The sequence below is a fragment of the Gilvimarinus gilvus genome (assembly GCF_030518155.1).
GTDB classification, from domain to species: Bacteria; Pseudomonadota; Gammaproteobacteria; order Pseudomonadales; family Cellvibrionaceae; genus Gilvimarinus; species Gilvimarinus gilvus.
On the sequence record NZ_JAULRU010000037.1, the window covers coordinates 1 to 429 of the forward strand.

General features: G+C 58.3%; 1 protein-coding gene. It reads right to left on the bottom strand.

Annotated elements, in window-relative coordinates:
• On the bottom strand, nt 1-207 hold a 207-nt coding region (locus QWI17_RS00185; protein ID WP_441294569.1), incomplete at its 3' end, for a hypothetical protein.
• Nucleotides 208-429: the final 222 nt, after the last annotated feature.

The following is a 429-nucleotide window of genomic DNA, read 5'->3' on the forward strand; positions in this document are numbered from 1 at the left end:
TGCCAGTGACGGGCTTTCCAGGCCGGCTGCCTGGGCCACCGCTACCTGATGCACACCGTCGCCGAGGCGCACGATCATCAGCAGCGGCGCAGCGCAGGCCTCGGAGATGCCGTAACTGGTCAACGCGCAATGGCAGATGCGCCGCCAATGGCGAGCCGCAACTACCATGCCACTGCTGACCTGCAGGCGCAGGAGATCAAGGGACATGAACAGTATCCAGGTATATTCATAGTTTGCTAACTATCAATATACGCTCATACCTCCCCCTGTCGTCAACAGCGGGTGACGAGGGGTATGGATGAATGGTTGTGCATGCTGGAGGGTGTATTGCCTGTGCTGGCCCTATAGCCGGCAAGCCGGCTCCCACAGGTATTGCACAGGTTCTGAAATCTGTGTGGTCCCTGTGGGAGATTCTATGGTTCCTGGCAA